The following is a 21956-nucleotide window of genomic DNA, read 5'->3' on the forward strand; positions in this document are numbered from 1 at the left end:
TGCCATGTGCAGCCCCTTCTTCATCAGGGCGTCTGCACGCCCTCCTTGAGCAGCATGTCCACCAGGCGGATGAGCGGCAGCCCGATCAGGCTCGTCGCATCGGTGCCGTGCGTGCTCTGGAACAGCGTCACGCCCAGCCCTTCGGCCTTGAAGCTGCCGGCGCAATCCAGCGGCTGTTCGGCCTTCACGTAGCGCTCTACGGTCTCCCGATCCAGTTCGCGCAGGGTCACGGTGAAGGGGATGCAATCCACCTGGCACTGGCCCGTGGCGCTGTTGAGCAGGGCCAGGCCGGTCAGGAAGGTGACTTGCTGGCCGCTGGCGGCCAGCAGTTGCTCGCAGGCGCGCTCGAAGGTGTGCGGCTTGCCGAGGATCTGCTCGCCCAGCACGGCGACCTGGTCGGAGCCGATGATCAGGTGCTGCGGATGGCCGCCGGCAAGTGCCTGGGCCTTTTGCCTGGCGAGGCGGCGGACCAGCTCCACGGCGGGCTCGTCAGTCTTGCGTGCCTCGTCTATATCGGGGCTCGCCCAGGTGAAGGGCAGGCGCAGGCGCTGGAACAGTTCGCGCCGGTAGGGAGAGCTTGAGGCAAGCAGCAGGGGAAGCATGGTAGACTCCTTGGCAATTGAACCGATTCTAACATGCGTGATGCCGCCTAATTTCCTTTGACAGGGGCGGGGGGCATCCCTAGAATGCTGCGCCTATGTTGAATGACCCGATTCCACCTCACGTTGACCCGCGCAAATTGGCCGATCGTGGCGTAACCCTTGAAGGTTCGCTGCAACTCGCTGATTTGGAAAGACTCTGCGACCCGCTTTCCGACAATGTCGGTACGGTGCAGGCGAAGTTCGATTTTGAGCGAGACGAGCAGCACGTTGTGGTTATCCACAGCGATCTGAACGTCGAGGTCAAGATGGTTTGCCAGCGTTGTCTTGAGCTGGTCACCCTGCCGATCCACAGCGAATGTACTTACGCCGTGGTGAAGGAGGGTGCGAATACCCAGTCGTTGCCGAAAGGCTATGACGTGCTGGAACTGGGCGAAGATCCTTTGGATCTGCAGGCGCTGATCGAGGAGGAGCTTCTGCTCGCACTCCCTATCGTGCCTGCTCATCATCCGGAAGAATGCCAGCAGCCGGCGGGCGCAGACGAGCCCGAATCGAGCAAGGACGAGGTATCGCGGTCCAACCCGTTCAGTGTCTTGGCGCAGTTAAAGCGTGACCCAAACGTTTAGGAGTTAATCAATTATGGCTGTTCAGCAGAACAAAAAATCCCGCTCTGCCCGTGACATGCGCCGTTCGCACGACGCCCTGTCGGAAAACGCGCTGTCCGTAGAGAAGAGCACCGGTGAAGTTCACCTGCGCCACCACGTTTCGCCAGAAGGCGTATACCGTGGTCGCAAAGTGATCGACAAGGGCGCTGACGAGTAATCCTTGTCCGCTCAGATCATCGCGATCGACGCAATGGGCGGGGACTTCGGTCCCCGCAGCATTGTCCAGGCCAGTATCGCCTGCCTTTCGGCTACTCCCTCGCTCCACCTGACCCTTGTCGGTCAACCCTCCCTCCTCGAAGAACTTGTCAGCGGCCTTGCGGCTGCCGATCGCGCGCGCCTGCAAATCGTGGCGGCAAGCGAGGTGGTGGGTATGGACGAGCGCCCGTCGCAGGCGCTGCGCGGCAAGCCTGATTCGTCGATGCGCGTGGCCCTCGAACTGGTGCGCGACGGCAAGGCGCAGGCCTGCGTGAGCGCCGGCAATACCGGGGCGTTGATGGCCTTGTCGCGTTTCGTGCTCAAGACCCTGCCGGGTATCGATCGACCGGCCATGGTGGCGGCCATTCCGACCCAGGCGGGGTACTGTCAGTTGCTAGACCTGGGCGCCAACGTCGACTGCAGTGCCGAGAACCTCTACCAGTTCGCCGTGATGGGCTCGGTGGCGGCCCAGGCGCTGGGTATCCCGCGGCCGCGGGTGGCGCTGCTCAACGTCGGCACCGAAGACATCAAGGGCAACCAGCAGGTCAAGCTGGCTGCCAGCCTGCTGCAGGGTGCCCGTGGGCTGAACTACATCGGCTTCGTCGAAGGCGATGGCCTGTATCGCGGTGAGGCCGATGTCGTCGTGTGTGATGGTTTCGTCGGCAATATCCTGCTCAAGTCCAGCGAAGGGCTGGCAACCATGATCGGCGCGCGTATCGAGGCGCTGTTCAGGGGCGGGCTGTTGTCCCGTGCCGCCGGGGCGGTGGCGATGCCGCTGCTCAGGCGCCTGCAGGCCGATCTAGCGCCGGCGCGACACAATGGCGCGAGTTTTCTCGGCTTGCAGGGTATCGTCATCAAGAGCCACGGCTCGGCGGGCGTGCAGGGCTTGCAGAGTGCGATCCAGCGGGCGCTGATCGAGATTCAGGAGAACCTGCCGCAGCGCCTGCACGGGCGCCTCGAAGACCTGTTGCCTTAGGCATATCGGCCATGAAGTGGTTAAATGTGACCGCTTGGTCTGCGTTTCCATCCAAGATTTCAGATTCCGCGCCCCGCCAATGGCAGGGTGCACACCATCCGACGACAAGATCATAAGGGCTTGTTCAATGTCTGCATCCCTCGCATTCGTCTTTCCTGGCCAAGGCTCCCAGTCGCTGGGCATGCTCGCCGAGCTCGGTGCTGAAAAGCCGGTAATCGTCGAGACCTTCAAGGAGGCTTCCGAGGCTCTGGGCTACGACCTGTGGAAGCTGGTCCAGGAAGGTCCGGAAGAACAACTCAACCAAACCGACAAGACCCAGCCGGCCATCCTTACGGCCTCCATCGCCCTGTGGCGCCTGTGGCTGGACGAGGGCGGCGCGCGACCGGCGCTGGTCTCCGGCCACAGCCTGGGTGAATACAGCGCGCTGGTTGCCGCCGGCAGCCTGTCGCTCAAGGACGCCGTTCGTCTGGTCGAGCGCCGTGGCCAGCTGATGCAGGAGGCCGTGCCGGCAGGTCATGGTGCCATGGCTGCGATCCTTGGCCTGGATGACGCCGTTGTGGTGCAAATCTGTGCCGAAGCTGCGGAAGACGAAGTGGTCAGCGCGGTCAACTTCAACTCCCCCGGTCAGGTGGTGATCGCCGGCAACAAGGCGGCAGTCGACCGTGCCATCGAGCTGTGCAAGGCCAAGGGTGCCAAGCGCGCGCTGCCGCTGGCGGTCAGCGTGCCGTCGCACTGCGCGCTGATGAAGCCTGCTGCCGAACGCTTCGCCGAGGCGGTCAACGCCATCGAATGGAAGGCCCCGCAGATTCCCGTGGTGCAGAACGTCACCGCCGCGGTTGCCGCCGACCTCGATGCGCTCAAGCGCGACCTGCTGGCCCAGCTGTACCAACCGGTGCGTTGGGTGGAGTGCGTGCAGGCCCTGGCTGCCAACGGTGCGGTCAACCTGGTCGAATGCGGTCCGGGCAAGGTCCTGGCCGGCCTGAACAAGCGTTGCGCCGACGGCGTGACCACCTACAACCTCAATACCCCTGACGCCGTCGCCGCCACCCGTGCGGCGCTGGCCTGATATCTGGAGAAACTTGCATGAGCCTGCAAGGTAAAGTTGCACTGGTCACCGGCGCCAGCCGTGGCATCGGCCAGGCCATCGCCCTCGAGCTGGGCCGCCAGGGCGCGACCGTGATCGGTACCGCCACGTCCGCTTCCGGTGCCGAGCGCATCGCCGAGACCCTCAAGGAACACGGCATCGCCGGTACCGGCCTGGAACTGAACGTCACCAGCGAAGAGTCGGTGACGGCCGTGCTGGCCACGATCCAGGAACGGTTCGGTGCCCCGGCCATCCTGGTCAACAACGCCGGCATCACCCGCGACAACCTGATGCTGCGCATGAAAGATGAAGAATGGTTCGATGTCATCGACACCAACCTCAACAGCCTTTACCGTTTGTCCAAGGGTGTGCTGCGCGGCATGACCAAGGCGCGCTGGGGTCGTATCATCAGCATCGGTTCGGTCGTCGGGGCCATGGGCAACGCCGGCCAGGCCAACTACGCCGCCGCCAAGGCCGGTCTCGAGGGCTTCAGCCGCGCCCTGGCGCGTGAAGTGGGCTCGCGTGGTATCACCGTGAACTCGGTGACTCCAGGCTTCATCGATACCGACATGACCCGCGAGCTGCCCGAAGCACAGCGCGAAGCGCTGCAGACCCAGATTCCGCTGGGCCGCCTGGGCCAGGCCGAGGAAATCGCCAAGGTGGTTTCCTTCCTGGCATCCGACGGCGCAGCCTATGTCACCGGCGCTACCGTGCCGGTGAACGGCGGGATGTACATGTAACATCTGCAACTCAATGTGACGGATTGCGTAAAAAAAGAGTCATACTGCGAGCCTAAAATCCGTTATAAAGCTGCAACCAGATTCCGGGCAGCGGGTGCGGTGACTAGCCTGAAGGTGCGTTTCGCTTGAAAAGCGAACGTCTTTCTATAAAATTAGCCACCGGCCAGCTGCCTGACATATGTCCATTAGGAGTGAAAACTAGGTATGAGCACCATCGAAGAACGCGTCAAGAAAATCGTCGCCGAGCAACTGGGCGTCAAGGAAGAAGAAGTGACTGCAGAGAAGTCCTTCGTCGATGACCTGGGTGCCGATTCGCTTGACACCGTTGAGCTGGTGATGGCTCTGGAAGAGGAATTCGAGACCGAAATCCCTGACGAAGAAGCCGAGAAGATCACTACCGTTCAAGCTGCCATCGACTACGTCAAGAACCACCAGGCTTAAGACGTTGTAGTCGACGCTTCTTGTCGGGAAAAACCGCACTGCCTTTGCCGGCGTGCGGTTTTTTCTTTGCGAGCCACCTGCGTCGTTCCCCGGGCGATCGAGAGCCTGTTGCCATTTCATTGCGCTGCGTTCAATGCAATGGCAAGAGACTCTGTTATTAGAAAAGGAGAGTGCTGTGTCGCGTAGACGCGTCGTGGTCACCGGTATGGGTATGCTGTCGCCACTGGGTACTGATGTACCAAGCACCTGGCAGGGCATTCTGGCTGGCCGCAGTGGCATCGGTCCGATCGAACACACGGACCTGAGTGCCTACTCCACCCGTTTTGGCGGCTCGGTGAAGGGCTTCGAGGTCGAGCAGTACCTGTCGGCCAAGGAAGCTCGCAAGCTTGACCTGTTCATCCAGTACGGCCTGGCAGCCGGTTTCCAGGCGGTGCGCAATGCCGGGCTGGAAGTGACCGACGCCAATCGCGAGCGCATCGGCGTGGCCATGGGTTCGGGCATCGGCGGCCTGACCAACATCGAAGACACCAGCCGAACCCTGCACGAGCAGGGGCCACGGCGGATTTCACCGTTCTTCGTGCCCGGTTCGATCATCAACATGATCTCCGGCTTCCTGTCGATCCACCTGGGATTGCAGGGCCCCAACTACGCCATCTCCACTGCCTGCACCACCGGCACCCACTGCATTGGCATGGCCGCGCGCAACATCGCCTACGGCGAAGCCGACGTGATGATCGCCGGCGGGGCCGAAATGGCCGCCTGCGGCCTGGGCATGGGCGGCTTTGGCGCTTCGCGGGCGCTGTCCACGCGCAATGACGAGCCAACCCGTGCCAGCCGTCCCTGGGACAAAGGCCGTGATGGCTTCGTGCTTTCCGACGGCGCCGGTGCGCTGGTGCTCGAGGAGCTCGAGCACGCCAAGGCGCGGGGCGCGACCATCTATGCCGAGCTGGTCGGCTTTGGCATGAGTGGCGATGCATTCCACATGACCTCGCCGCCTGACACCGGCGACGGCGCTGCGCGCTGCATGGTCAACGCCCTGCGCGATGCCGGCGTGCAGCCTGAAGACGTCAGCTACATCAATGCCCATGGCACTTCCACGCCGGCCGGCGACATCGCCGAAGTTGCCGCGATCAAGCGGGTATTCGGCGAGCATGCCTACAAGCTGGCAGTGAGCTCCACCAAGTCGATGACCGGCCACCTGCTGGGCGCCGCCGGTGCAGTGGAGGCGATCTTCAGCGTACTGGCGATCAACAGCCAGATGGCGCCGCCGACCATCAACCTGGACGAGCCGGACGAGGGCTGCGATCTGGACTTCGTACCGCATCAGGCGCGCAGCATGCCGATCGATGTGGTGCTGTCCAACTCCTTCGGTTTTGGCGGCACCAACGGTTCGCTGGTATTCCGCCGGTTCGCCGATTGATGCACAGCTGGATCGACGGCCAGCCGGCGACTGCAGTCAACCTGCAGAACCGCGGCCTGGCCTACGGCGATGGTCTGTTCGAGACCATCGCCGTGCGTGGCGGCAGGCCTAGCCTGCTGCAACGGCATATCGACCGGCTTGCGCTGGGTTGCCAGCGTCTGGCGATCGATATCGATCCGTTGCAGGTTCGCGAAGAACTGCTGGCTTATGCCGGCCAGCTCGGTGAGGGTGTGGCCAAGCTGATCGTCACTCGCGGTGACAGCCAGCGTGGCTATGCGCCGGCCGTCGGGGCCGCGGCCCGAAGAATTCTCCAGGGCAGCCCGCTGCCTGCCTATCCTGCAGCCAATGCCGAGCAGGGCATCGCTCTGTTCGACTGCCAGACGCGCCTGGCCCGGCAGCCGCTGCTCGCCGGTCTCAAGCACCTCAACCGCCTGGAACAGGTACTGGCGCGTGCCGAATGGCAGGACCCTGCCTGTGCCGAGGGCCTGATGCGCGATGTGCAGGGGCATCTGATCGAAGGCGTCTACAGCAATCTGTTCCTGATCCGCGATGGCGTACTGCTGACCGCCGACCTGAGCCACTGTGGCGTGGCCGGTGTCATGCGCGCTGCGCTGCTGGACGAAGCCCCCGCCCAGGGGATCGAGGTCCAGGTGCGAGACCTGCTGCCAGCTGACCTTGAGCAGGCCGACGAAGTGTTCGTCTGCAACAGCGTGTATGGAATCTGGCCCGTGCGCAGTGTCGCTGCGCTCAACCTCGACTGGCCGACCGGGCCACTCACCCGTAAACTGCAGGCCGTTGCCCGTACGTTACTGGATACCTGATTCGTGAGACGCAAATTCCTGCTGCTGCTGGAAATGGCCCTGATCCTGGCCGGCCTGGCCGTGGGCTGGTCGGCCTGGAAGGTCAACTCGGTTCTGGAGCAGCCACTGCACGTCACCGAAGAGCGCCTGCTCGACGTGCCCAATGGCACCAACCCCAACCGCATGTTCTATCGCATGCAGAGCGAAGGGCTGCTCGACGACGCCTTCTGGTTGCGTCTGTACTGGCGCTTCAACATGGCCGGTACCGCGCTGCACACCGGCGAGTATCGCCTGACCCCGGGTATGACCGTCGAAACCTTGTTCGATGCCTGGCGCCGTGGCGATGTGGTGCAGTACAACCTGACGCTGGTCGAAGGCTGGACGTTCCGCCAGGTGCGCGCTGCGGTGGCCAGGCACGAGAAGGTCAAGCACACGCTCGACGGGCTGTCCGACAGCGAGGTGATGGACAGGCTCGGCCATGCCGGGGTCTTCCCCGAGGGGCGTTTCTTCCCGGACACCTACCGTTTCGTGCGCGGCATGAGCGATGTCGAACTGCTGCAGCAGGCCTACATGCGCCTTGAAGAAGTGCTGGCCAAGGAGTGGGCGCAGCGCAGCACCGACCTGCCGTATCGCGACCCGTACCAGGCGTTGATCATGGCGTCGCTGGTGGAAAAGGAAACCGGTATTCCCCAGGAGCGCGGGCAGATTGCCGGGGTGTTCGTCCGCCGACTGGGCCTGGGCATGATGCTGCAGACCGACCCGACCGTGATCTACGGCATGGGCGAGCGCTACAACGGCAGGATCACCCGTGCCGACCTGCGCACGCCCACGCCCTACAACACCTACACGATGACCGGTCTGCCGCCGACCCCGATCGCCATGGTCGGACGCGAGGCGATCCACGCCGCGCTGAATCCGTCTGCTGGCACCAGCCTGTATTTCGTCGCACGCGGCGATGGCAGCCATGTGTTCTCCGACGATCTGGATGACCACAACACGGCAGTGCGCGAGTATCAGCTCAAGCGCCGTGCCGACTATCGCTCCAGCCCGGCGCCGCGTGCGCCGGAGGCTGCGGGTGAGCAGGCGCCGATCGACGATGCGTCGCCGTCCAGCGAGCCGCCCGGCATCGGGCCGGCCGAACCCGCCCAAGATACCGCGCCTGGCGATGCGCCGGCGCCCACCGAACAACAGTAAGGAATGCCCGTGAGCGGTTTGTTCATCACCCTGGAAGGCCCCGAAGGCGCGGGCAAGAGCACCAACCGCGATTACCTGGCCGCGCGTCTGCGCGAGCAGGGCGTGGACGTGGTCATGACCCGTGAACCCGGCGGTACTCCGCTCGCCGAGCGGATTCGCGAGCTGCTGCTCGATCCCAGCGATGAAGCCATGGCGGTCGATACCGAGCTGCTGCTGATGTTCGCCGCCCGTGCCCAGCACCTGGCCGAGGTGATCCGCCCGGCGCTGGCCCGCGGTGCGGTGGTACTGTGCGACCGTTTCACCGATGCCACCTACGCCTACCAGGGCGGTGGCCGCGGCCTGTCGGTGGCGCGTATCGCCACGCTGGAAACCTTCGTCCAGGGTGACTTGCGCCCCGACCTGACCCTGGTCTTCGACCTGCCGGTGGAGGTCGGTCTTGCCCGTGCTGCGGCCCGCGGTCGCCTGGACCGCTTCGAGCAGGAAGGCCAGGCCTTCTTCGAAGCCGTGCGCCAGGCGTACCTGCAACGTGCCGCACAGGCGCCGCAGCGCTACAGCCTGCTGGATGCCGCGCAGCCGCTCGAAGCGGTGCAGCGCGCCATCGACACCCTGCTGCCGGGCATCCTGGAGCGTTGCCGTGGCTGAAGCCTTCCCCTGGCAGCAGGCGCTCTGGCAGCAACTGGCCGGACGCAGCCAGCACGCCCACGCCTACCTGCTGCACGGGCCGCAGGGCATCGGCAAGCGGGCCATGGCCGAGCGCCTGATGGCTCGCCTGCTGTGCCAGCAGCCGCAGGGGCTCGATGCTTGTGGCCAGTGCAAGTCCTGCCTGCTGCTCAAGGCCGGAAGCCATCCGGACAACTTCGTGCTGGAGCCGGAAGAGGCCGACAAGCCGATCAAGGTCGACCAGGTCCGCGAGCTGGTGTCGTTCGTGGTCCAGACCGCGCAACTGGGTGGACGCAAGGTGGTGCTGATCGAGCCGGTCGAGGCGATGAACGTCAATGCCTCGAACGCCTTGCTCAAGAGCCTCGAAGAGCCGTCCGGCGACACCGTCCTGCTGCTGGTCAGCCACCAGCCCAGCCGGCTGCTGCCGACCATCAAGAGCCGCTGCCAGCAGGTCGCCTGTGCGCAACCCACGCGTGCCCAGAGTCAGGCCTGGCTGGCCACGGCCCTGCCAGACCTGGAGCAGGCCGAACGTGACGAGTTGCTGACCCTGGCCGCGGGCTCGCCATTGATGGCACTCGGCCTGCAGGCCCAAGGCGTGCGCGAGCAGCGTGCGCAGGTCACCGACGGGGTGAAGAAACTGCTCAAGCAGCAGCAGACGCCCAGCCAGCTGGCCGAGGCCTGGAAAGACGTGCCACTGCTGCTGCTGTTCGACTGGTTCTGTGATTGGTCACACCTGGTCCTGCGCTATCAATTGACCCAGGACGAGGAAGGCCTGGGCCTGGCCGACATGCGCAAGGTCGTACAATACCTTGCGCAGAAGAGTCGGCAGGGCAGGGTGCTCGAAGTCCAGGCGTGGATTCTCGAGCAGCGCCAGAAGGTCCTGGGCAAGGCCAACCTCAATCGCGTGCTGCTGCTCGAGGCACTGCTGGCGCACTGGCTGCAGTTGCCAGGTGCCCGTTGATTCCCCATCGTTCCCTTTATCCTGTGTCGTGATCCCATGCTCGTAGATTCCCATTGCCACCTTGACCGACTTGACCTGAGCGCCCATGGCGGCTCGCTCGATGCTGCCCTGCAGGCCGCGCGCGAACGGGGGGTGGGGCACTTCCTGTGCATCGGTGTGAGCGCCGATAACGCCGGTGCGGTCAAGGCCTTGAGCGAGCAGTACCGCGATGTCGACTGCTCGGTGGGTGTGCACCCGCTCGACCTGGCGCCGGGTGAAACCCCTGCGCTGGAGTGGCTGCTGCGTGAGCTGGCGCATCCGCACGTGGTCGCCATCGGCGAGACGGGGCTCGACTATCACTACGAGCCCGAGGCTGCCGAGCTGCAGCAGGCTTCGTTCCGTCTGCACCTGGAGGCCTCGCGCCAGACCGGCAAGCCGGTGATCGTCCACACCCGTGCGGCGCGGGCCGACACCCTGGCGCTGTTGCGCGAGGCCAGCTTGCCGCAGGCGGGCGTGCTGCACTGCTTCACCGAAGACTGGGACATGGCCCGGGCGGCGCTGGACCTGGGTTACTACATCTCGCTTTCGGGAATCGTCACCTTCCGCAATGCCGATGCCCTGCGCGACGTTGCCCGCCAGGTGCCGAGCGACCGCTTGCTGGTGGAGACCGACTCGCCGTACCTGGCGCCGATTCCGTATCGCGGCAAGCCCAACCTGCCGCAGTACGTGCGGGAAGTCGCCGAGTACGTGGCCTCGCTGCGCGGTATCGGTTACGCGCAACTGGCCGAGCAGACCACTGCCAACTTCAAGCGGCTGTTCCCCCTGGCCCGGGTCGCCTGACAGGCGCGCGAGCAAAAAAAACCCGGGTTCTGGGGGAGGAATCCGGGTTAAGACCATTAGGAGTAAAACAAAGGCACGCGGTCCCTGGATGCCTTTATTGGCGCGCCACTTGGGGGGATGCGCCGCACCAACACTTCAAGTATTGGTCAGCTTTGGCACTCTGCCAGCCTTGATTGATCGTTTTTTAAACAGATTTGGAATACGCCGAGGGCCTGTTGGGCCTTCGCTGCATGCCAGGTGGCGGATCTGCCTTTTACTGGGCGATCTGCGCCTCACTCACCGTGAAACACAGACATGAGTGGAAGATCCGTGCAATTTGTCAGTACTTAGGCATAATAATCCGCTTCGATTGTCATCCCAGTCCTTCCTATGCAGAAAGAACCTCGTAAGGTCCGTGAGTTTCGCCGTCGCGAACAAGAGATCCTCGACACGGCGCTCAAGCTGTTCCTCGAACAGGGTGAAGACAGTGTCACCGTCGAGATGATCGCCGACGCTGTCGGTATCGGCAAAGGCACGATCTACAAGCACTTCAAGTCCAAGGCCGAGATCTACCTGCGCCTGATGCTCGACTACGAGCGCGATTTGAATGCCCTGTTGCATTCGGACGACGTCGACCGCGACAAGGAAGCACTGTCGCGCGCCTATTTCGAATTCCGCATGCGCGACCCGCAGCGCTACCGCTTGTTCGACCGCCTCGAAGAGAAAGTGGTCAAGGGCAACCAGGTACCTGAGATGGTCGAGCAACTGCACAGCATCCGTGCGTCGAACTTCGAACGCCTCACCCAGCTGATCAAGGGACGGATCAGTGAAGGCAAGCTCGAGGATGTGCCGCCTTACTTCCACTACTGCGCGGCCTGGGCGCTGGTGCACGGCGCCGTCGCGCTGTATCACTCGCCGTTCTGGAGCAACGTCCTGGAAGACCAGGAAGGCTTCTTCCAGTTCCTCATGGACATCGGCGTGCGCATGGGCAACAAGCGCAAGCGCGACCCGGAACCGGCGAACTGAAGCCTCTGCGTGGTGCTGTGCCCGGGGCACGGCACCCGCGTCTCGATAAAGCTTCGGCAGCAATGCTTGCAAAAACCTGATCTTTGAGTCAAGTTTTGCCGGCTCGCTTCTTCTCATGCCGGAGTCATCCATGATCGTCGATCGTCAAGGCAGGCGTTTCCGCAATCTGCGGGTCAGCCTGACAGCCGCGTGCAACTACGCCTGCAGCTACTGCGTACCTGACGGCAAGCGTCTGGTGGCAGCACAGGATGAGTTGTCGGCCGACGCACTGGCCCGTGCGGTGGGCTACCTGGTCGAGGCTGCCGGAATCGAGCGGTTGCGCATCACCGGCGGCGAGCCTTTGCTCAGCCCGCGCCTGGAAGGCTTTCTGGACGCAATAGGCAGTCTGGGGCTGAAGGATATCGCCCTGACCACCAATGGTCAGTTGCTCAGCCGCAAGCTCCCGCTGTTGCGCCGTGCCGGGATTGCCCGGCTCAACGTATCCCTCGATACCCTCGACCCCTCTGCGTTTCGCCGCATTGCCCGTGGCGGTGACCTTGCGAGCGTGTTGCAGGGCATGGAGCAGGCGAGCGCGGCGGGCATGCGCATCAAGGTCAACATGGTGCCGATGCGCGGGCAGAACCTCGAGCAGGTCCTGCCGCTGCTCGACTACTGTCTGGCGCGTGGCTACGAGTTGCGTTTCATCGAACTGATGCGCATGGGGCACCTGGCCCGTGACAACAACGCCTTTGTCCAGCAGTTCATCGGGCTCGAACAGCTCCTGCAGCAGATCGGTGAACAGCATGACTTCCAGCAGGCGCCGGCAGCGCTGGACGCCACTGCGCTGCGCTACCGGATCCCCGGCAAAGGGTATTTTGGCGTGATCGCCAACGAAAGCGTGCCTTTCTGCAGGACCTGTTCGCGCCTGCGACTGTCTTCCACCGGCTGGCTGCATGGCTGCTTGTCTTCGGGCAATCGCCACTTCCTCGGCGAACTGCTCGACAAGCCCCGCCACCAGGCGCTTCCGGCAATCCAGCGCCTGCTCGTGCGGGCCCTTGCCGACAAGCAGGAACTGGCATTTTCCGGGGGCGTGACGGTGATGAAGGTGATCGGCGGCTGAGCTGGCGCAAAAGCTGCATCTGGCGGCTATTCGCCGGTTTTTCGTCACCGGCCACTGGAGGAAAGATGCGTAGCCTGGTCTTGCTGCTGGCGCTGATGGCGTTGGGCGGCTGCATGAAAGTCAGCGACATGGGCGAGGGCGTTCGCTATCAGATGAGCGATGCCGGTCTGCTCGACCACAGCGACACCACCCGCAGCCTGTCGGTCCGTCTGCAGCCCGACTCCTTCATTTTCATCGGCCAGGGGGCCTTCGTGCCGCCGGGCAAAGGGCCGGTGCCGCAACAGAATGCCGTGGCCGAGGAAGCCTTCAAGAGTTTCGTCGAGTACTTCCCGCTGGTGCGTCGCGCCAGGGCGCCACTGGGGCTCGAGGACGCCATCGCCGAAGCCCGCTCGGTAGGGGCGCACTATGTGCTCTACACCCGTTTCGCCCGCACCGACGACCGTATCGGCAATGGTGATGAATGGTATGACGAACAGGCGGTCGACCGCCTGGGTTGGGACACCGGCGTGGTGCAGATGATGCTGATCGAAACCAGCACCCGCTACCTGATCGACACGGCGCGCATCAAGAGCCGTGGCGGTTTGTTGACGTTCCACGACAACACCCCGCAGGATTTGCTCGCGGCGCCCATGCGCGAGTACGCTCGTAGCCTTCTGGGCATGAGTCGTTGAGGAGCAGGTGATGACGGGCAAGGCCAACGATCTTCTGGCGCAGATCCCCAGCGGCAAGGGCTTGCCCCCCGTGCACCTGTGGAACCCCGATTTCTGCGGCGACATCGACATGCGCATCGCCCGCGACGGGACCTGGTACTACCTGGGCACGCCGATCGGGCGCAAGCCGATGGTGCGGCTGTTCTCCACCATCATCCGCCGCGACGGCGACGACTACTTCCTGGTGACGCCGGTGGAGAAGGTCGGTATCCGTGTCGATGATGCGCCTTTCGTGGCTGTCCTGCTGGAGGCCGAAGGCAGTGGTGAAGGGCAGGTCCTGCGTTTCACCAGCAATGTCGAGGATCAGGTCGAGGCGGGGCCCGAGCATCCGCTGCGGGTGGAGATCGATCCTGCGACCCAGGAGCCTTCGCCCTACCTGCTGATGCGCAGCAACCTCGAGGCGCTGATCCATCGCAACGTGTTCTACCAACTGGTGGAACTGGCGGTGCCGCGGGTGATCGACGGTCAGGAGTGGCTGGGGGTCTGGAGCCATGGGCAGTTCTACCCCATTGGTCGCAGCCAGTAGGCCACTGTTTCGCACGCGAATGACCGACAACAAAAAACCTCCAGTGCTTGCGCATCTGGAGGTTTTTCAGTATCTGGCTCCGCGACCTGGACTCGAACCAGGGACCCAATGATTAACAGTCATTTGCTCTACCGACTGAGCTATCGCGGAATCTGCACGTATCTTACTGAATGCCAAGGGGAAGTCAACCTGCCCCTTGGCAAATCAAGCGCTTACAGCACTTCGACGATGGCCTTGGTGACCACGTGGATGTTGCTCTGGTTGAGTGCCGCGACCGCGATGCGGCCGGTGTCCAGGGCATAGATGCCGAAGTCGTTTTTCAGGCGTGCCACCTGTTCTACGGTCAGGCCGGAGTAGGAGAACATGCCGACCTGACGGCCGACGAAGCTGAAGTCACGGTTGGCACCGTATTCGGCCAACAGCGCAACCATCTGCTTGCGCATGCCGTGGATGCGTTCGCGCATCTCGCCCAGCTCGGTTTCCCACATCTGGCGCAGTTCCGGGCTGTTGAGCACGGTGGCGACGATGGTGGCACCGTGGGTCGGCGGGTTGGAGTAGGTGGTGCGGATCACCCGCTTGACCTGCGACAGCACGCGGGTGCTCTCGTCTTTCGAGGCGGTGACGATCGACAGTGCGCCGACACGCTCGCCATACAGCGAGAACGACTTGGAGAACGAGCTGGAAACGAAGAAGTCCAGGCCCGACTCGGCGAACAGGCGCACGGCGAAGGCGTCTTCGGCAATGCCGTCGCCAAAGCCCTGGTAGGCCATGTCGAGGAACGGGACATGGCCCTTGGCCTTGACCACTTCCAGCACGTTCTTCCAGTCGTCGAGCGACAGGTCGACGCCGGTCGGGTTGTGGCAGCAGGCGTGCAGGACGACGATGGAGCCCGAGGGCAGGGCCTTCAGGTCTTCGAGCATGCCGGCGCGGTTGACGTCGTTGCTCGGGGCGTCGTAGTAACGGTAGTTCTGCACCGGGAAGCCGGCAGTCTCGAACAGCGCGCGGTGGTTTTCCCAACTCGGGTCGCTGATGGCGACCACGGCGTTGGGCGACAGGCGCTTGAGGAAGTCGGCACCGATCTTCAGGGCGCCAGTACCGCCGACGGCCTGCACGGTCACCACGCGGCCAGCGGCCAGCAGCGGCGATTCGGCACCGAACAGCAGCTTCTGCACGGCCTGGTCGTAGGCTGCGATACCGTCGATCGGCAGGTAGCCGCGGGAGGCATGTTGGGCGACACGCTGGGTTTCGGCTTCGATCACCGCGCGCAACAGCGGGATGCGGCCTTCCTCATTGCAGTAGACGCCCACGCCCAGGTTGACCTTGTCGGTACGTGGGTCGGCGTTGAATGCTTCGTTGAGGCCCAGGATAGGGTCGCGGGGTGCCAGCTCGACAGCGGAAAACAGGCTCATTGTTACCTTGGCTCTGAATTGGAGAGTGATAGGAGAAGCACCCTCCAGCCCAGTGCACTGAAGCGGTGCAAACGGGGAGTCAGTATAGTGATACCGGTCGGTCACTGCGACACTCTGGCGCAGCTTTTCAGGCGCTTTGCGCAAATATTTTTCGACCATTGGTCGAATTGCCCGGTCCACTGCAATGAGCGTTCACATCTGCCAGGGCGAAGGCCACCCCGACGCGTCATTTTGCGTATAGACTACTGGCTAAATTTACAGTTGCCGCGACATTCACGAGGTCCGTCATGTCCGAATTCCAGCTCGTCACCCGCTTCCAGCCGGCCGGCGACCAGCCCGAGGCCATCCGCCTGATGGTCGAAGGGATCGAGGCGGGGCTTTCGCACCAGACGCTGCTCGGCGTGACCGGTTCAGGCAAGACCTTCAGCATCGCCAACGTCATCCAGCAGGTGCAGCGCCCGACCATGGTGCTGGCGCCGAACAAGACGCTGGCTGCCCAGCTGTACGGCGAGTTCAAGGCCTTCTTCCCGAACAACGCGGTGGAGTACTTCGTCTCCTACTACGACTACTACCAGCCGGAAGCCTATGTGCCATCGTCGGACACCTTCATCGAGAAGGACGCCTCGATCAACGACCACATCGAGCAGATGCGCCTGTCGGCGACCAAGGCGCTGCTCGAGCGGCGCGATGCGATCATCGTCACCACCGTATCCTGCATCTACGGCCTGGGCAGCCCGGAAACCTACCTGAAGATGGTCCTGCACGTCGATCGCGGCGACAAGCTCGACCAGCGGGCGTTGTTGCGCCGCCTGGCCGACCTGCAGTACACCCGCAACGAGATGGACTTTGCCCGCGCCACCTTCCGCGTGCGGGGCGACGTGATCGACATCTTCCCGGCCGAATCGGACCTCGAGGCCATCCGCATCGAGCTGTTCGACGACGAGGTGGAGAACATCGCCGCCTTCGACCCCCTGACCGGCGAGGTGATCCGCAAGCTGCCGCGCTTCACCTTCTACCCCAAGAGCCACTACGTCACCCCGCGTGAAACCCTGCTCGAGGCGGTCGATGGCATCAAGGAGGAGCTTGGCGAGCGCCTGGAATACCTGAACAAGGCCAACAAGCTGGTGGAAGCCCAGCGCCTGGAGCAGCGCACACGCTTCGACCTGGAGATGATCCTCGAGCTGGGCTACTGCAACGGCATCGAGAACTACTCGCGCTACCTGTCCGGCCGTCCGGCCGGGGCGCCGCCGCCCACGCTCTACGACTACCTTCCTGCCGATGCGCTGCTGGTGATCGACGAATCCCATGTCAGCGTCCCGCAGGTGGGAGCCATGTACAAGGGCGACCGTTCGCGCAAGGAAACCCTGGTGGAATATGGTTTTCGCCAGCCCTCGGCGCTGGACAACCGGCCCATGCGTTTCGACGAGTGGGAGTCGGTCAGCCCGCAGACCATCTTCGTCTCGGCAACGCCCGGGCCCTACGAGGCGGAACATGCCGGCAGGGTGGTCGAGCAGGTGGTGCGCCCCACCGGCCTGGTCGATCCGCAGGTCGAGGTGCGTCCGGCGCTCACCCAGGTCGACGACCTGCTGTCGGAGATCGGCAAGCGCGTGGCGGTCGGCGAGCGGGTGCTCGCCACGACCCTGACCAAGCGCATGGCCGAAGACCTCACCGACTACCTGGCCGATCACGACGTGCGGGTGCGCTACCTGCACTCGGACATCGACACCGTGGAGCGGGTGGAGATCATCCGCGACCTGCGCCTGGGAACCTTCGACGTGCTGGTGGGCATCAACCTGCTGCGTGAAGGCCTGGACATGCCGGAGGTGTCGCTGGTGGCCATTCTCGACGCCGACAAGGAAGGCTTCCTGCGTTCGGAGCGTTCGCTGATCCAGACCATCGGCCGTGCTGCGCGAAACCTCAACGGCAAGGCCATCCTCTACGCCGACCAGGTCACCGGCTCGATGCAGCGGGCAATCGACGAAACCGAGCGGCGACGGGCCAAGCAGGTCGCCTTCAACGAGGCCAATGGCATCGTCCCCAAAGGCGTGGTCAAGGACATCACCGACATCCTCGAGGGCGCCACGGTGCCCGGCGCCCGCAGCAAGAAGCGCAAGGGCATGGCCAAGGCCGCGGAGGAGGCGGCGCGCTACGAGGCCGAGCTGGCGACCCCGGGCGAAATCACCAAGCGCATCAAGGTCCTGGAAGAGAAGATGTTCCAGCTGGCCCGCGACCTGGAGTTCGAGGCCGCCGCCCAGTTGCGCGACGAGATCGGTCAGTTGCGGGCACGGCTGATCGCCAGCTGAGCGCTCCCGGCTGCAGGCGGGAGGGCGCTCAGTGGGCCTCTCCAGCCTTGAGCCCTTGCGGCAGCGTGCGGGTCAGCAGCACCGCCAGCATGCTCACCGCCAGGCCGATCCCCACCAGGTGGAAGGCGTCGTTGTAGGCCATGATCAGCGCCTGCTGGTGGGTGATTTCGCTCAAGCGTCCGAGCGCTGCCGTGTCGCTGCCCAAGCGCTCGGAGAGCTGCGCGAGCCGTTCTGCCACCTGTGGGTTGCCGGGCACCACCGCTTCGCGCAGGTAGTCGAAATACACCTTGGTCCGCGCATCCAGCAGGGTCGCCAGCAAGGCGATGCCGATGGCGCCCCCGAGGTTGCGCAGGATGTTGAACAGGCTCGACGCCGAGCCGGCATCCTGCGGTTGGATATAGGCCGTGGCGATCAGCGAGATGGTCACCATGATCATGGGTTGCCCCAAGGCCCTGATGATCTGGATATGGTTGAACTGCGGCCCCGCGAAGTCCGGGTTGAGCACGCCCGAGCCGAAGCTGGCGGCGCCGAACAGGCAGAAGCCGAGTGCGCAGAGCACCTTGGGCGGGATCACCTTCATCAGTTGCGGCACCAGCGGAATCAGGAACAGCTGCGGCACCCCCATCCACATGATCACCTCGCCGATCTGCAGGGCGTTGTAGCCCTGGATCTGCGCCAGGTACAGCGGCAGCAGGTAGATCGAGCCATACAGGCCCACGCCCATGCCCAGGCTGGCGATGCTCGACAACCCAAAGTTGCGGTTGCCGAGGATGCGCAGGTTGATCAGCGGATTGCTTCGCGAAAGCTGGAGGATGACGAAGGTGATCAGGCTCAGCACGGCCACGCTGCCCAGGCCGACGATCAGGTTCGACTCCAGCCAGTCCTTGCGATGGCCTTCCTCCAGGAACACCTGCAGGCAGCCCAGGCCGACGCCCAGAGTGACGATGCCGGCGTAGTCGGTGCTCTTGAGCAGTTCCCAGTGCGCATCCTTCTTCTCCAGCCCGTAGAGCAGCCCGGCGATCATCACCAGGCCCGGCGGAACATTGATGTAGAAGATGTACTCCCATCCCCAGTTTTCGGTGAGCCAACCGCCCAGAGTCGGGCCGATGGATGGCGCGAAGGTGGCGGTCATGGCAAACATCGCCATGCCCTTGGCCCGGTGATGTTCGGGCAGCTTGATCAAGGTCAGTGTGAAGGCCAGCGGGATCAGTGCGCCGCCGGTGAAGCCCTGCAGGGCACGAAACACGATCATGCTCTCCAGGTTCCAGGCCATCGAGCACAGCAGCGAAGAGGCCAGGAACCCCAGCGACACCCACACGGCCAGACGCCTTGCCGACAGCAGTTGCACCAGCCAGGCGGTCAACGGAATCATGATGATTTCCGCCACCAGGTAGGAAGTGGAGATCCATGAGCCTTCCTCCAGAGTGGCCGACAGCGCGCCCTGGATATCCTTGAGCGAGGAATTGGTGATCTGGATGTCCAGCACGGCCATGAAGGCGCCGAGCATCACGCTCATCACCGCGATCCAGTCTCGCCGGGTCGGCTCGGCGGTAGGTCGCAGCAGCGTGTCACCGGCCATCGTTGGCTTCGCTGCGATCCGGCTGTGCCGAGCGGTCGCGCAGGTCGACGGTGGCGGTTACCGACATGCCCGGGCGAATGCGGCCGTGCAGAGGGTTGTCGGCATTGAACACCAGCTTGACCGGTATGCGCTGCACCACCTTGGTGAAGTTGCCGGTGGCGTTGTCGGGGGGCAGCAGGCTGAACTGCGCTCCGGATGCGGCGAACAGGCTGTCGACACGGCCTTCGATCGGCGTGTCCGGATAGCTGTCGAACGTCAGTTCGGCGCGTTGCCCGGGATGCATCCTGCCGATCTGGGTTTCCTTGAAGTTGGCCTGTACCCAGATATCCTCGTCCGGAACGATCGACAGCAGATAGGCACCGGCCTGGACCACCTGGCCGTTGCGTGCGCTGCGCTGGCCGATGGTGCCGCTGATCGGCGCATGGATCTCGCAGCGGGTCAGGTTCAGTTCGGCCTGGGCCAGTTCGGCACGGGCGTTGGCGATCTGGGCATCGAGACGCTTGAGTTCGGCGGTCAGCGCGTCGACCTGCTGGCGCTGGCTCTGCAGGTCGGCCTGGGCCTTGTCCACCTGGGAGCGGGCGACATGGCTTTCGGCGGCCAGCGTGGTAACCCGTTCCTCGGACACGAAGCCCGGCTTGCGCAGCGCCTGGGCGCGGCCAAGGTCAAGGCGTGAGCGGTCGAGGGTGGCCTGGTTGGCGGCCACCTGCGCCTGGCCGGCGGCGATCAGGCTGCCTTGCTGGGTCAGCCGGCTCTGTGCCTGCACCCGCTCGGCTTCGCGGGTGGCGAGGGCGGCGCGGGCGCGTTCCAGCGCCAGTTCGAAGTCCGAGGCCTCAAGGCGCACCAGCAACTCCCCCTGCCTGACATGCTGGTTGTCCTCCACCGGTACCTGGTCGATCCTGGCCCCAAGCTGACTTGAGATGCGGGTGATCTCGCCCTGGACATAGGCGTTGTCGGTGCTCTCGTAGAAGCGGCCCTTGAAATACCAGTGGCCGAGGAAGGCGAGGGCGACCAGCACCACCAGGGTCAGGAAGATCAGCAGGCGACGCTTGAGTTGGGCGGGCATGGTGGCGGACATGGGACTATGGTTCCAGAAATGTAAGCAGATTTAACAGCTCGGCAACGCACCGTCACAAGTGACGATAGCGCCATTGCTGGAGCCCGCTACCCGCTCCCTGCTAACATCCTGCCTTTGTTTCATCTATCGTCCGAGACTGTCCATGACCACCGTTCGCACGCGTATCGCGCCATCGCCCACCGGCGACCCCCATGTCGGCACCGCCTACATCGCCCTGTTCAACTACTGCTTCGCCAAGCAGCACGGCGGCGAGTTCATCCTGCGCATCGAAGACACCGACCAGTTGCGTTCGACTCGCGAGTCGGAACAGCAGATCTTCGACGCCCTGCGCTGGCTCGGCATCGAGTGGAACGAAGGCCCGGACGTCGGCGGCCCGCACGGCCCGTACCGGCAGAGCGAGCGTGGCGAGATCTATGCCCGCTACGCCAGGCAGCTGGTCGACGCCGGCCATGCGTTCTACTGCTTCTGCACCGCCGAGGAGCTGGACCAGATGCGCGCCGAGCAGATGGCGCGCGGTGAAACGCCACGCTACGACGGCCGTGCGCTGAAGATGAGTGCCGAGGAAGTGCAGCGCCGCCTGGCTGCCGGCGAGCCCCACGTGATCCGCATGAAGGTGCCGAGCGAAGGTGTCTGCGTGGTGCCGGACATGCTGCGCGGCGATGTCGAGATCCCGTGGGACCGCATGGACATGCAGGTGCTGATGAAGAACGACGGCCTGCCCACCTACTTCCTGGCCAACGTGGTCGACGACCACCTCATGGGCATCACCCACGTGCTGCGCGGCGAAGAATGGCTGCCGTCGGCGCCGAAGCTGATCAAGCTCTACGAGTACTTCGGCTGGGAACAACCCAAGCTGTGCTACATGCCGCTGCTGCGCAATCCAGACAAGTCCAAGCTGTCCAAGCGCAAGAACCCGACCTCGGTCACCTTCTACGAGCGCATGGGCTTCATGCCCGAGGCCATGCTCAACTACCTGGGCCGCATGGGCTGGTCGATGCCCGACGAGCGCGAGAAGTTCTCCCTGGCCGAAATGGTCGAGCATTTCGACCTGTCGCGGGTCTCCCTGGGCGGGCCGATCTTCGATATCGAGAAGCTGTCGTGGCTCAACGGCCAGTGGCTGCGCGACCTGCCGGTGGAAGAATTTGCGGCACGCGTGCAGAAGTGGGCGTTCAACAGCGACTACATGATGAAGATCGCCCCACACGTGCAGGGCCGGGTCGAGACCTTCAGCCAGATCGCGCCACTGGGCGGGTTCTTCTTCGAGGGTGCGCTCAAGCTCGATGCCAGACTGTTCGAGCACAAGAAACTGTCGCCCGACCAGGTGCGCCAGGTCATGCAGCTGATCCTGTGGAAGCTCGAAAGCCTGCGCCAGTGGGAGAAAGAGCGCATCACCGGTTGCATCCAGGCGGTGGTCGATGCCCTGGAATTGAAGCTGCGTGATGCCATGCCGCTGATGTTCGCCGCGATTTCCGGCCAGGCGAGCTCGGTGTCGGTGCTCGATGCCATGGAAATTCTCGGCCCGGACCTCACGCGCTATCGTCTGCGCCAGGCGCTGGAGTTGCTGGGCGGCGTCTCGAAGAAAGAAAACAAGGAATGGGAAAAGCTGCTGGCGACCATCGCCTGATAGCCTCCCGATGCTTGTGGCAGGGGCTGTGGCAGCGGATAAACCCGCTGCCACAAGGGCAGACACTGCCGT

22 protein-coding genes and 1 tRNA gene are annotated in these 21956 nt (G+C 63.9%); 18 read left to right on the forward strand and 5 right to left on the reverse strand.

Annotation, left to right across the window (positions count from 1 at the left end; all coding sequences use genetic code 11):
* Positions 1 to 23: 23 nt before the first annotated feature.
* Positions 24 to 602 carry a Maf family protein gene (locus tag AC1TXO_RS08320; protein WP_486405869.1) on the reverse strand — a complete coding sequence of 193 codons (579 nt, stop codon included), beginning with the start codon at positions 600 to 602 and terminating at the stop codon, positions 24 to 26.
* Positions 603 to 697: 95 nt separating this feature from the next.
* Between AC1TXO_RS08320 and AC1TXO_RS08325 the strand changes: the two genes are divergently transcribed.
* The 16 genes from AC1TXO_RS08325 to AC1TXO_RS08400 all read left to right on the forward strand — a co-directional run bounded on the left by AC1TXO_RS08325 (position 698) and on the right by AC1TXO_RS08400 (position 13894).
* A complete protein-coding gene (locus tag AC1TXO_RS08325) occupies positions 698 to 1225 on the forward strand; it encodes a YceD family protein (RefSeq protein WP_486405870.1) in 528 nt (175 codons plus the stop codon).
* 13 nt (positions 1226 to 1238) lie between these two features.
* Positions 1239 to 1421 carry a 50S ribosomal protein L32 gene (rpmF, locus tag AC1TXO_RS08330; protein WP_008096416.1) on the forward strand — a complete coding sequence of 61 codons (183 nt, stop codon included), beginning with the start codon at positions 1239 to 1241 and terminating at the stop codon, positions 1419 to 1421.
* Between the two features lie 3 nt (positions 1422 to 1424).
* Positions 1425 to 2435: a phosphate acyltransferase PlsX gene (plsX, locus tag AC1TXO_RS08335; protein ID WP_486405871.1), complete on the forward strand. Its 1011-nt coding sequence runs from the start codon at positions 1425 to 1427 to the stop codon at positions 2433 to 2435.
* Positions 2436 to 2562: 127 nt separating this feature from the next.
* Complete coding sequence (fabD, locus tag AC1TXO_RS08340; protein ID WP_486405872.1) at positions 2563 to 3501, forward strand: ACP S-malonyltransferase; 939 nt, start codon at positions 2563 to 2565, stop codon at positions 3499 to 3501.
* A gap of 17 nt (positions 3502 to 3518) precedes the next feature.
* Positions 3519 to 4259 (forward strand): 3-oxoacyl-ACP reductase FabG, encoded by a 741-nt coding sequence (gene fabG, locus AC1TXO_RS08345; protein WP_486405873.1) that lies wholly within the window; start codon positions 3519 to 3521, stop codon positions 4257 to 4259.
* A 204-nt stretch (positions 4260 to 4463) separates the two neighbouring features.
* On the forward strand, positions 4464 to 4700 hold the full coding sequence (acpP, locus tag AC1TXO_RS08350) for an acyl carrier protein (protein WP_009685065.1): 237 nt from the start codon (positions 4464 to 4466) through the stop codon (positions 4698 to 4700).
* Positions 4701 to 4875: 175 nt separating this feature from the next.
* Positions 4876 to 6120, forward strand: coding sequence for a beta-ketoacyl-ACP synthase II (gene fabF, locus AC1TXO_RS08355; protein ID WP_486405874.1), 1245 nt, complete (start codon positions 4876 to 4878; stop codon positions 6118 to 6120).
* A complete protein-coding gene (gene pabC / locus AC1TXO_RS08360; protein ID WP_486405875.1) occupies positions 6120 to 6941 on the forward strand; it encodes an aminodeoxychorismate lyase in 822 nt (273 codons plus the stop codon). Before fabF ends, pabC begins: the two co-directional genes overlap by 1 nt.
* Before the next feature lie 3 nt (positions 6942 to 6944).
* Positions 6945 to 8114 (forward strand): endolytic transglycosylase MltG, encoded by a 1170-nt coding sequence (mltG, locus tag AC1TXO_RS08365; protein ID WP_486405876.1) that lies wholly within the window; start codon positions 6945 to 6947, stop codon positions 8112 to 8114.
* Positions 8115 to 8123: 9 nt separating this feature from the next.
* Positions 8124 to 8756, forward strand: coding sequence for a dTMP kinase (tmk, locus tag AC1TXO_RS08370; protein ID WP_486405877.1), 633 nt, complete (start codon positions 8124 to 8126; stop codon positions 8754 to 8756).
* Positions 8749 to 9735 (forward strand): DNA polymerase III subunit delta', encoded by a 987-nt coding sequence (locus AC1TXO_RS08375; protein ID WP_486405878.1) that lies wholly within the window; start codon positions 8749 to 8751, stop codon positions 9733 to 9735. Before tmk ends, AC1TXO_RS08375 begins: the two co-directional genes overlap by 8 nt.
* A gap of 36 nt (positions 9736 to 9771) precedes the next feature.
* A complete protein-coding gene (locus AC1TXO_RS08380; RefSeq protein WP_486405879.1) occupies positions 9772 to 10554 on the forward strand; it encodes a TatD family hydrolase in 783 nt (260 codons plus the stop codon).
* A gap of 369 nt (positions 10555 to 10923) precedes the next feature.
* On the forward strand, positions 10924 to 11559 hold the full coding sequence (locus AC1TXO_RS08385) for a TetR/AcrR family transcriptional regulator (RefSeq protein WP_486405880.1): 636 nt from the start codon (positions 10924 to 10926) through the stop codon (positions 11557 to 11559).
* 130 nt (positions 11560 to 11689) lie between these two features.
* Positions 11690 to 12658: a GTP 3',8-cyclase MoaA gene (locus tag AC1TXO_RS08390; protein ID WP_486405881.1), complete on the forward strand. Its 969-nt coding sequence runs from the start codon at positions 11690 to 11692 to the stop codon at positions 12656 to 12658.
* A gap of 65 nt (positions 12659 to 12723) precedes the next feature.
* A complete protein-coding gene (locus tag AC1TXO_RS08395; protein ID WP_486405882.1) occupies positions 12724 to 13329 on the forward strand; it encodes a DUF4823 domain-containing protein in 606 nt (201 codons plus the stop codon).
* Between the two features lie 10 nt (positions 13330 to 13339).
* Entirely contained in the window at positions 13340 to 13894 is a 555-nt protein-coding gene (locus AC1TXO_RS08400) for a DUF1285 domain-containing protein (protein WP_486405883.1), read from the forward strand.
* A gap of 74 nt (positions 13895 to 13968) precedes the next feature.
* On the opposite strand, the gene AC1TXO_RS08405 is transcribed toward AC1TXO_RS08400, so the two are convergent.
* A tRNA-Asn gene (locus AC1TXO_RS08405) sits at positions 13969 to 14044 on the reverse strand.
* 62 nt (positions 14045 to 14106) lie between these two features.
* Positions 14107 to 15303: an amino acid aminotransferase gene (locus AC1TXO_RS08410; protein WP_486405884.1), complete on the reverse strand. Its 1197-nt coding sequence runs from the start codon at positions 15301 to 15303 to the stop codon at positions 14107 to 14109.
* A gap of 287 nt (positions 15304 to 15590) precedes the next feature.
* Between AC1TXO_RS08410 and uvrB the strand changes: the two genes are divergently transcribed.
* Positions 15591 to 17606, forward strand: a complete 2016-nt coding sequence (gene uvrB / locus AC1TXO_RS08415; RefSeq protein ID WP_486405885.1) for an excinuclease ABC subunit UvrB — start codon at positions 15591 to 15593, stop codon at positions 17604 to 17606.
* 28 nt (positions 17607 to 17634) lie between these two features.
* Here uvrB and AC1TXO_RS08420 read toward each other — a convergent pair whose 3' ends face one another.
* A complete protein-coding gene (locus tag AC1TXO_RS08420; protein ID WP_486405886.1) occupies positions 17635 to 19185 on the reverse strand; it encodes an MDR family MFS transporter in 1551 nt (516 codons plus the stop codon).
* Positions 19175 to 20248, reverse strand: coding sequence for an HlyD family secretion protein (locus AC1TXO_RS08425; RefSeq protein ID WP_486406814.1), 1074 nt, complete (start codon positions 20246 to 20248; stop codon positions 19175 to 19177). The genes AC1TXO_RS08420 and AC1TXO_RS08425 overlap by 11 nt, the downstream gene beginning before the upstream one ends.
* 154 nt (positions 20249 to 20402) lie before the next feature.
* Here AC1TXO_RS08425 and gltX point away from each other — a divergent pair, with 154 nt between their 5' ends.
* The gene (gene gltX / locus AC1TXO_RS08430; RefSeq protein ID WP_486405887.1) at positions 20403 to 21884 is read left to right on the forward strand and encodes a glutamate--tRNA ligase; all 1482 of its coding nucleotides are present in this window, start codon (positions 20403 to 20405) and stop codon (positions 21882 to 21884) included.
* The last annotated feature ends 72 nt before the right edge of the window (positions 21885 to 21956 follow it).

It is taken from the genome of Pseudomonas sp. FA117 (assembly GCF_057370475.1).

Excerpts from the sequence above, each read along its gene's own strand:
- AC1TXO_RS08320 (WP_486405869.1), bottom strand. The coding sequence starts at position 602 with ATGCTTCCCCTGCTGCTTGCCTCAAGCTCTCCCTACCGGCGCGAACTG.
- AC1TXO_RS08325 (WP_486405870.1), top strand. The coding sequence starts at position 698 with ATGTTGAATGACCCGATTCCACCTCACGTTGACCCGCGCAAATTGGCC.
- rpmF (WP_008096416.1), top strand. The coding sequence starts at position 1,239 with ATGGCTGTTCAGCAGAACAAAAAATCCCGCTCTGCCCGTGACATGCGC.
- fabD (WP_486405872.1), top strand. The coding sequence starts at position 2,563 with ATGTCTGCATCCCTCGCATTCGTCTTTCCTGGCCAAGGCTCCCAGTCG.
- fabG (WP_486405873.1), top strand. The coding sequence starts at position 3,519 with ATGAGCCTGCAAGGTAAAGTTGCACTGGTCACCGGCGCCAGCCGTGGC.
- acpP (WP_009685065.1), top strand. The coding sequence starts at position 4,464 with ATGAGCACCATCGAAGAACGCGTCAAGAAAATCGTCGCCGAGCAACTG.
- pabC (WP_486405875.1), top strand. The coding sequence starts at position 6,120 with ATGCACAGCTGGATCGACGGCCAGCCGGCGACTGCAGTCAACCTGCAG.
- AC1TXO_RS08380 (WP_486405879.1), top strand. The coding sequence starts at position 9,772 with ATGCTCGTAGATTCCCATTGCCACCTTGACCGACTTGACCTGAGCGCC.
- AC1TXO_RS08385 (WP_486405880.1), top strand. The coding sequence starts at position 10,924 with ATGCAGAAAGAACCTCGTAAGGTCCGTGAGTTTCGCCGTCGCGAACAA.
- AC1TXO_RS08390 (WP_486405881.1), top strand. The coding sequence starts at position 11,690 with ATGATCGTCGATCGTCAAGGCAGGCGTTTCCGCAATCTGCGGGTCAGC.
- AC1TXO_RS08395 (WP_486405882.1), top strand. The coding sequence starts at position 12,724 with ATGCGTAGCCTGGTCTTGCTGCTGGCGCTGATGGCGTTGGGCGGCTGC.
- AC1TXO_RS08400 (WP_486405883.1), top strand. The coding sequence starts at position 13,340 with ATGACGGGCAAGGCCAACGATCTTCTGGCGCAGATCCCCAGCGGCAAG.
- AC1TXO_RS08410 (WP_486405884.1), bottom strand. The coding sequence starts at position 15,303 with ATGAGCCTGTTTTCCGCTGTCGAGCTGGCACCCCGCGACCCTATCCTG.
- uvrB (WP_486405885.1), top strand. The coding sequence starts at position 15,591 with ATGTCCGAATTCCAGCTCGTCACCCGCTTCCAGCCGGCCGGCGACCAG.
- AC1TXO_RS08420 (WP_486405886.1), bottom strand. The coding sequence starts at position 19,185 with ATGGCCGGTGACACGCTGCTGCGACCTACCGCCGAGCCGACCCGGCGA.
- AC1TXO_RS08425 (WP_486406814.1), bottom strand. The coding sequence starts at position 20,248 with ATGCCCGCCCAACTCAAGCGTCGCCTGCTGATCTTCCTGACCCTGGTG.
- gltX (WP_486405887.1), top strand. The coding sequence starts at position 20,403 with ATGACCACCGTTCGCACGCGTATCGCGCCATCGCCCACCGGCGACCCC.